Source organism: Kitasatospora sp. NPDC085879 (assembly GCF_040686255.1).
Lineage (GTDB): Bacteria > Actinomycetota > Actinomycetes > Streptomycetales > Streptomycetaceae > Kitasatospora.
Genome location: NZ_JBFBJZ010000023.1, coordinates 19053 through 27650, shown reverse-complemented (window position 1 = coordinate 27650; position 8598 = coordinate 19053). Strand labels below are relative to the sequence as shown.

The following is an 8598-nucleotide window of genomic DNA, read 5'->3' as shown; positions in this document are numbered from 1 at the left end:
GTACGCTTGCCGTTCGGCCACACCACGCCGACGTCCACCCGGTCCGCGAACAGGCCGGGCCAGTTCGGGGAGACCGGCAGCGGGTAGCCGGGGTCGACCTTGTCCGTCGCCACGTCGTACCGGTAGTACTTCCCGGCGACGAAGAAGTACGCCTTGCCGTTGTTCCACAACACGGGCGCCGTGACCATCAGTTCGGAGACTGCCTCCGCGAAGTACTCGTGGTTGTCCGCGTTCCGGATGGCGTCCGCCGGCTTGGTCGACGCCAGGGTGCGTGCCCCGGCCTGCCCGTAGGCGAGGTCGTCGGTGCTGGAGACGGCGTGGCTCAACTCGTGCACCAGCGTGCCGAACTTCGAGTCCGTGCCGGTCGCCCCCGCGCTCCAGAAGGAGGAGCAGAGCCAGACCTTGCGCGTCCCCTTGTAGGTGTAGGCGAACCAGCCCGGGTTGCAGCCCGTTCCGGTCAGGTCGTAGGTGATCGTCTGGCCGGCGATCACCGCACAGATGTCGGTGAAGTGCGTGGAGACGGTCGAGTACCGCGCCGCGTCGTAGGCGCCGAACCACTCGGTGGAGACGGTGTTGCCGGGCCCGGACGTCCAGGCCAGCTGGTGCCTCGCCTCCTCCCCGAAGGCCCCGGCGTTCTCGTGCGCGGCCCGCACGTCCTGCTGCTGTGCCGCGGTCCCGCCGATGAGGGTCGGCGGCAGGGCGTTGATCTTGGCGGCCGCCAGGGCGGTCTTCGGCGCCTGCGGCGGCCCGAGCGAGCGGCGCACGTTCTCCGCGACGGTGTACCGCGGCTCCCCGTCCTCGGCCACCTCGAACGTCGCCGAGAGCGGGTCGAGTTGGAACCCCTCGTGGTTGAGGCGCAGCCGCAGCGCCGGCGCGCCGGGCTCCTGCGGGATGGCGTCGAGGATCTCCGCGTCCAGCGTCACGGTGTACGTGCCGGGTTCGGAGATGGGGTACGCCGTGGTGAGGTCGACTTCCTGGGTCACCGACTCCCCCGCGCGGACCAGCCGGTACGACGACTCCTCGGGCTCGCCGCGTTTGACGAAGCGGCCGTCGTAGGGGATGGTCACGCCCTCGCGGCGGACGTGGAAGTACTGGAACACCTCGTCCCCCTCAAGGGGCGTGTTCCAGACGAGAAGTCGGATGTCCTGGCTGCTGATGTTGGTCAGTTCGAAGGTCACCTTGATCGGCTCGCCCAGCCGATAGCGGGGTTCGGCCTGCAAGGAGACGCGGAAGTAGTCCTTCATGGGGCTCGTTGCTCCTCCGGGTGCCGGAGTCGTCCGCAGCCAGGCGCCGGTGCGCTCGGGCCGCCGGCCCTGGTGGGCCGCCTGGGGCGCCGGGCTCCGTTCTCTCCGGCACCATCGTGGTGATGCCTGCACCATCGTGGAGATGTCTGCGCAGGCCCCACCATCGTCGGCCCGCCACCACGGCCGTGCAACCGCGGACAGCCGGGGGCGACAGCCCTCACGAGCCCCTCCGGGCGGCCCTGCTCGCACACAGTGACGATCCACCGGACGGGTGCGGTTGCACCCTCAACTACGTGCCGTGGAAGGCCGCGTGACGCCGTCCGCCGGGCCGCGTGGCGTCGCCGCCCAGTGGTCCGCAGCCCGCCGTCGGGTGGCGATCCGCGGTTCCGCGGGCGAGTTCTCCCGTCACGGGTGATGACGTTCCGCCAGTACGGAGCCGAGGGCTCGATCTGACACCGCATCGGAGGGCGCGCACCCGTCGCGCCGTTCTTCCCGACCCGTCGGCCGTGACACCCCGGCCGACCGTCGGACACCCGTGGACCGCGGAACCATCCCCGTGACGTACAGCGACCGGATCGGCCCGGCGCGGCGGTGGTCGCGCAGCGGAGGCTACGGCCGCGGCCGGCGGGCACCGCGGAGGGTAGCGGGCTGCCACTGCACGAGCCCCGCCGCGACGCCGCCCGCGCCGGCGAGCAGCTGCAACACCGTGGCGGTGGGGACGCCGGACAGGGCGAGCGCCGAGGCGAGCACCAGGATGGCGACCACCACCACCTGGTCGGCCGGGCGGAACCTGCGGCCGGGCGGTGTCGGGACGGACGGCGGGGTGGGACGGCGATGCGAACGAGTCATGACGGCCCTCGGCTTTCGGTGATGCGGGATTCGGTGCGGCCGGCGGGTCGCACAGGTCTGCGGAGCGGAGCGGCCGGTGGCTCATCCACCGGTCCGGGCCAGCAGGTCCTCGACGGTCTGCGGCCGGCGGAGCACGGTGAACCGCACGGCGCCGTCGGCCGCCACGGTGGCCCCGTACACGCCCGGTTCGAGCAGGCTGTTGTAGCCGAACGGGGTCGAGGTGTAGTAGGCGCCGGTGTCCAGCAGCGCGACGATGTCGCCGGGCTCCAGCAGCGGCAGCGGCCGGGCCTTCGCGACCAGGTCGCCGGCGAAGCAGGCCGGGCCGGCGACGTCCTGCACGACCGGCTCGCCGTGCTTCTCCCCGCCGGTGGCGTCGTGCGCGCTGATCCGCAGCGGCCAGGACTCGGGGGCGAAGACCGTCCGGGTGGCGACCTGCACGCCGGCGAAGGTGAGCGCGATCGGCCGCCCGCCGGAGGCCTTGGTGTACTCGACGTACGCGGCGGTGAAGCCGGACTTGGCCAGCAGCGAGCGGCCGAACTCGGTCACCACCCGGAACTCGCCGGTGAACAGGTCCGGGGCGTGGGCCTTCAGGCGCTCCACGTAGTCGCCGTAGCCCGGACTCACCACGTCGCTGCCGAAGTTGACGGGCAGGCCGCCGCCGATGTCCAGGCCGACGACCTGCCGGCGGCCGAGTTCGCCGTTGGTCTTCCGGGCGAAGCCGACGGCTGCGGCGACGCCCTCCGCCATCAGGTCCAGCGGGCAGCCCTGGGAGCCGACGTGGCAGTGCAGCCAGGTGAGCCAGGGCCGGTCCCGGAAGGCCGCGAGGAGCCGCTCGGCGCTGCCCTCGTCGGCCAGGGAGATGCCGAACTTCGAGTGTGCGGTGGCGGTGCTCATCGCCCCGATGGAGCCGCCGCCGACCTGCGGGTTGACGCGGATGCCGATCCGCGAACGCGTCCCCCGGGCCCCCCGCTCCGCGAGGATCTCGTCGACCCGGGCGAGCTCCTGCCAGTTGTCGATGTTGATCGCGACCCCGAGCTCCAGCGCCTGGCGCAGTTCGGCGCGGGTCTTCGCCGGGGAGTCGTAGACGATGCGCTCCGGGGCGAAGCCGGCGGCGAGGGCCTGGGCGAACTCGCCGGGGCTGGCCACCTCGCAGCCCGTCCCGAGGCCGCGCAGATGCCGCAGCACCGGGACGAGACTGTTGGCCTTGGCCGCGAAGGTGTGCAGCACATCGCCCGCGTCCTCGAAGGCGCGGTGCAGCGAGTCGACGGCGGCCGCGACGGCGTCGAGGTCGACGAACCCGGCGAGCAGCGCGTTCTCGGGGTCGAGGAGCCCGTCCCGGACGGCTGCGCGGAGGACGAGCTCGCGCCGCTCGGGGCTGTGGAAGTCGGTCGGCTGGGGATCGGTCACGGGTGCCACGCTCCGCTCGGTCGTCAGGGGTGCACGGCCTCGGGAGCTCCGTCGGCCGTGCGACCAGACTGCCCGTCAGGAGAGGGCCGCGTCTTCGTCCCGCCGTCCGGATGTGCGGGGGTTCGGCCGCGTCGGCGGCCGGCCGACGGCGCCTGCTGCCGCGGGCCGGTGCGGCGCGACGACCGCGGGCGGCCGGGGCCGTGCCGCCTGCCGACGGGCCGCCCCGCCCGGGCCTTCGCCGTGCCGGGTGACGAAGGCGGCGCGCTCCCGTCGTGCCGGGCGGCGAAGCGGCGGGCCGCCGTCGTGCGGGGAGACGACGTGGCCTCCCCGCGCTCGCGCCGGACGACGAGGGCCCTGCCGCGAGAACCTGCCGCCGGGTGGTGGGCGTCAGGCCTCGCCCTCGGCCCGGCGGCGCAGCAGCCGCAGTTGGAGCTGGGCGAGCAGGCGGGCGTCGGCGTCGTCCAGATCGATGCCGCTGACCTTCACCACGGTCTGGTCGAGGCGGTGGGCGAAGGTGCTCCGGGCGACACCCAGGGCGTCCGCGGCCCTGGCCTTCTCCCGCGAGTGGTCGAGGTAGGCGCGCAGCGTGTCCATCAGGGCGGCGTCGCCCTTCTCGACCAGCCGGTCCACCGGTGTGGTCACCGGTGGCTTCTCGCCGTGCAGTGCGTCCAGGTAGTGCGCCAGCGCGACGGCGTCGGCCACGTCCTCGACCCGTGCGCAGTCGCGGGGTGCGGTGCCGAACAGCAGGCCGCCCAGGGCGAGATCGGCCGTCCGGCGGGAGTCCGCTGCCTGGTCCAGCCGTTCCCGGACCTCGCCGATGCCGATCCGCACCCGCAGCTTCAGCTCCTCCGACAGCGGTTGCACCAGCGACGTGCCCAGCCGGGTGACGTGGGCCTGCGCCTTCGCCGGATCCTGGTCGAGGCCGCCGAGCAGCACCAGGACGCCCCGGTCCGAGCGCACGACGACCGGCAGGTGATCGCCCACGGTGCAGTACCGGTAGGACAGTTGGGAGAGACGGGTGCGGACGGCGGCATCGGCGCGGCCCGTCCCCGCGCAGACGGACAGCACCGCGCACGGCTCCGCGAGCGGCAGCCCCGTCCGGTCGGCCAGCAGCTCGGCGGAACTCCGGCCGTCGAGCAGGGACCGTGCCGCCTCCACCAGTTGCTGGTCCCGGCCGTCGCGGCGCGCACGGTCGTGCAGCAGGTGGGTCGCGGCCACGCGTGCCGCCGCCCGCATGGCCCGGGTCGCAGCGGGCACGTCCAGGGGCTCGCCGTCCGCCGCCACCCAGATCGAGCCCAGCGGGACGTCGCCGGCCCGGACGAGCACGATCAAGCGCTCGGGGGTCTCCCCGTCGGCCGTTCGGTACAGCACGTCGGTCGACTTCCAGAGCTGGCGGAAGAAACCGGCCTTCTCCATGTCGCGGCGCCGTCCCTGCGGCGGCCTGCCGCCCAGGATCGTCCGGATCCGGACGAGGTCGGTGCCCCGGCCGGTGGGCGAGTGGGCGAGGACGTTGGAGTCCAGGTCCTCGATCGTGACGGATCCCCCGACCTGGAAGGCGATCGCCCGGGCCAGCTCGGCCAGGTCGCCGAGCGGTACCCCGGCGACGGCCGGCTCCTTCGTCACCGACAGACCCGCGTGCAGCATGCCGATCACGGTCGGCCAGTCGGTCCACCAGCCGCGGAAGAGCACGGCCGTTCCGGCCTCGGCGGCGGCCTCCCGCAGCACCTCGGTCCGGTCCGCCGTCCCCGCCGGACGGAGCACGACGCCCGCCGCGGCGGCGCTCCCGGCCCGGCGCACCACGGCGACGGCCTCCTCGGCGTGCGGATCGACCCCGATCGCGACGAGCAGATCGCCCGGCGCCTCCCGCGACTCCAGCGGGTCGAGCACGACCACCCGGCTCACGACGGCGCCCACTCCCCGCGGTGCGGCGCACAGTTCGACGAACTCCCCCACCAGCGCCAGCAGCCCCTCCAGCGTCTGCTCCGCCTCCGGCCGGCCCCACTGCTCCGCCTCCGACATGGGCAGCCCCTCCCCTTGGCACGCCTGCACTGCCTGATCAGGCGTCAACTGATGTCTGACCCACCCCCGTTCGCGTCAGCCTAGTACCGCATCACACCGCCCCGGGTGCCTCTCGGCGTCACGTACATACAGAGAGGTAGACGCAGCCCGCGAGGGCGGCCACCGGTCCCGGGACGAAGACCTGGACGGCAGGGCGGTCCCCCGGGGGGCCCGGCGGCCGAGAGCAAGCGGGACGCCGGCCGCGGTCGCCGCGCCGACCAGAGGCGGTAACCGAGGGAGGCGGAGAAGCTGCCGCCGGTCGGCCCAGCTCGGTGGGGGGTGGGCGCAATTCCTCACATGGCTGTTCCGATGACCAAGGCGACCGGTCGACGCACCCGTCCGGCGCCCACCCGAACGCCTCAGCCGGCGTGCGACGCAAGGGCCTTGCTCCTACGGTGCCCGGAGAGGGGGGCCCCGATCGAGAGGTGAACACGGACATGGCAGGCAAGTTCGAGCTGTACGTCGACGAGTCGGGCAACCACCGCTTCCGCCTGAAGGCCAGCAACGGCTCGGTCGTCGTCACCGGCGACCCCGAGGAGTCGCGGGAGCAGTGCCTGAAGAGCATCGAGTCGCTGCGCAAGCTGGCACCGTACGCACAGGTGCTGGAGGCCGCCGGCTCGTAGCGCCGACCCGGCCGTACGGCGCGCGGGCCGGCCGTCTCCGAGGGGGCGGTCGGCCCGTTCGCGTGCGTGCCGACCTGCGGCGGACCGCATCGGATCTCCCCGAAAGCCTCACACATGACACCTGTCCCCCGTTCGGGTGCCGTGCGTAAGGTCCGTTTCGCAAGGTCGCGCCCCTGCCGCGCGAGAACCGACCCCGGCAGCCCCCATGGACTACTGCGCACCGTGCCGACGCCATCTCAACGGCGCACTGTCCTGCCCCGGCTGCGGCGGCCCCGCCGGCCCGGCCCCGGCAGCCCCGACAGCCCTCCGACCGGCCGCGACCGCGGCCTACTCCGCGCCGGGCAGTGAGCCGCGCCGCCGGCGTGCCCGCCGCGCGTCCGCTCCGAAGCGGCGCCGCGCGGTCATCCTGACAGCGGCGGGCCTCGCCCTCGGCGGCGCCGGCGTGCTGGCGCTGGCGGCCCCGAACGGCAGCGGCGCCGCGCGCCCGATCACCGCACCGGTCGACGACGCCCGGCCCGCGGCGAGCGACGCGCCGACCGCCGCACCGGCCAGCACCTCGGCCGCGCCCTCGGCGACGGCCAGCGCCAAGGCCACGAGGTCGGCGAGCGCGAAGCCGAGCGCCTCCGCCTCGTCCGGCGCGCCCTCGCCGACCGCCAGCCAGGCCCCGCCGAGTGCCCGGCCGACCACCACGGCGACCGTGCAGCCCAGCCGCACCCCCTCGCCGCGCCCGTCGAAGACCTGCACCCCGTTCCTGTTCTGGTGCACCTGAGCGGCCGGCGCGGGTGAGCCCGCTCAGCCGGTGCCCAGCAGCTCCGCCAGGAACGCGGCGTGGCTGATCCCCACCTCGCGCGAGGCGGTGAGCAGTGTCAGCGGGCCGCGCGCGGCGAGCTGACGCAGGTGGTCGAGGGCCTCGGCCCGTTCCGGCTCGGTGAGCTCCGCGCGGTAGCGGCTCCGGAACTCCGCGGCTCGCTCCGGGTCGTGCCCGTACCAGCGGCGCAGCTCGGTGCTGGGCGCGACGGCGCGCAGCCACTCGTCGAAGCCGGCTTCCTCCTTCTTGAGGCCGCGCGGCCAGAGCCGGTCGACCAGGACCCGGATGCCCTCGTCGGGCCCGGGTGCGGCGTGGATCCTGCGGCAGGTGACGGCCATCCGGCCATGCTCGCGCGCCGCGGACGGCACGGCACGCCTACGCTGCGGAGTGTCCGGGATGCTGCCCGTACGGCCGTGCGCGAAGCGGCGGCCGCGGCGCCGGGCACAGGCTCGGGCCGGGCTCGGACGCGGGCTCGGGCTCGGGAGCGACGGAGGGGGCACGGCATGGGGCGGGACGCGGCGGATCCCGGTCCACTGGCGGCTGCGGGTGTGCTGTTCCGGGATGCGGCCGGACGGGTGATGGTCGTCCGGGCGGTGTACGAGAGCCGGCATCCGGTCGAGGTGCCGGGCGGCGGCTGGGAGCCGCAGGACCCCACGCTGCGGGCCACCGCCGTACGGGAGCTGCAGGAGGAGATGGGGCTGCGCCCGCGGCTGCTGGCGCTGGCCAGTACGGACTGGGCGATGAGCCGCTCGCGGCCGCCGATCGTCTCCTTCCTCTACTGGGCGGAGGAGTTGGGCACCGGGGAGCTGGCCGGGGTCCGGCTGCAGGAGGACGAGCTCGGCGGGTACGCCTTCGTGACGCCGCGCCAGGCTGCCTCGGCCCTGCCGCCGCGGCTGTCGCGCCGGGTCGCGGCCTGCCTGCGGACCCCGGCGGGGCTCGGGCCGGTGGAGCTGGAGGACAGCCTGCCGGTCGGGCCCGCCGCGGCGCTGCTCCCGCCGGAGCCGGCCCCGCCGTACACCCGGGCCGCCGGCCTGGCGCTCGCCGGCGGGGATCGGCCGCCGGTCGCCCCGCCGCTGGACCGGGAGACGTACTACGCCACCCGCCCGCGGATCCGGGCCGAGGTCCAGTTGCTCGCCACCGACCCGGCCGGCCGGGTGCTGGCCGCCGGGTCTCCGGTGGCCGCCGACCGGGAGACACCGCGTGGCGCCGCCGCCCGGGTGCTCCGCGACCGCCTCGGTTCGGTCCGCCCGCCGGGCCGTCTGCTCGCACTGGACTGGCTGCCCGCCGACCGTCCGCGCCTGGTCTACGTCTTCGACGGCGGCCTCCTGGACCACAGCCGGCGGCCCGCCGCCGTGGAGGCCCCCGCCGACCTCCGGACGGCCGCCGTGCTGGCCCGCCGCGGCAGCGCGACCGGCCCCCTCGAACTGGTCGACGGCCGGCCGGCGGCGAATCCGGAGTGACCGCGGCCGGGTACGTCCGGCCGGTTCCGTCCGGCCGGGTACGTCCGGCAGCGACACCCCTCCGCGAGCAGTACGCCGTCCCGCGAGCGACGCGCCGGGCGGTCGGGGTGTGACGGCGGGCGGTCCGCGGCATGACAATGGAGCAGCCG

Annotated in this window: 8 protein-coding genes; 2 read left to right on the top strand and 6 right to left on the bottom strand. The window is 75.1% G+C overall.

Going from position 1 to position 8598, the window contains the following annotated elements:
* The 4 genes from AB0P35_RS19105 to AB0P35_RS19090 all read right to left on the bottom strand — a co-directional run.
* The coding region (locus AB0P35_RS19105; protein WP_363511970.1) for a M35 family metallo-endopeptidase at window positions 1–1244 on the bottom strand (1244 nt) is incomplete at its 3' end.
* A 609-nt stretch (window positions 1245–1853) separates the two neighbouring features.
* On the bottom strand, window positions 1854–2093 hold the full coding sequence (locus AB0P35_RS19100) for a hypothetical protein (RefSeq protein ID WP_363511968.1): 240 nt from the start codon (window positions 2091–2093) through the stop codon (window positions 1854–1856).
* Between the two features lie 81 nt (window positions 2094–2174).
* Complete coding sequence (locus AB0P35_RS19095) at window positions 2175–3500, bottom strand: diaminopimelate decarboxylase (RefSeq protein WP_363511966.1); 1326 nt, start codon at window positions 3498–3500, stop codon at window positions 2175–2177.
* Window positions 3501–3887: 387 nt separating this feature from the next.
* Window positions 3888–5519, bottom strand: coding sequence for a helix-turn-helix domain-containing protein (locus AB0P35_RS19090; protein WP_363511964.1), 1632 nt, complete (start codon window positions 5517–5519; stop codon window positions 3888–3890).
* 476 nt (window positions 5520–5995) lie between these two features.
* Here AB0P35_RS19090 and AB0P35_RS19085 point away from each other — a divergent pair, with 476 nt between their 5' ends.
* Window positions 5996–6181: a DUF1508 domain-containing protein gene (locus tag AB0P35_RS19085; protein WP_030269373.1), complete on the top strand. Its 186-nt coding sequence runs from the start codon at window positions 5996–5998 to the stop codon at window positions 6179–6181.
* Window positions 6182–6508: 327 nt separating this feature from the next.
* Here the strand turns inward: AB0P35_RS19085 and AB0P35_RS19080 are convergent, their stop codons facing one another.
* Entirely contained in the window at window positions 6509–6925 is a 417-nt protein-coding gene (locus tag AB0P35_RS19080) for a hypothetical protein (protein WP_363511962.1), read from the bottom strand.
* Between the two features lie 48 nt (window positions 6926–6973).
* The gene (locus AB0P35_RS19075; protein ID WP_363511960.1) at window positions 6974–7327 is read right to left on the bottom strand and encodes a DUF488 family protein; all 354 of its coding nucleotides are present in this window, start codon (window positions 7325–7327) and stop codon (window positions 6974–6976) included.
* Window positions 7328–7537: 210 nt separating this feature from the next.
* Between AB0P35_RS19075 and AB0P35_RS19070 the strand changes: the two genes are divergently transcribed.
* Complete coding sequence (locus tag AB0P35_RS19070) at window positions 7538–8449, top strand: NUDIX hydrolase (RefSeq protein ID WP_363511958.1); 912 nt, start codon at window positions 7538–7540, stop codon at window positions 8447–8449.
* Window positions 8450–8598: the final 149 nt, after the last annotated feature.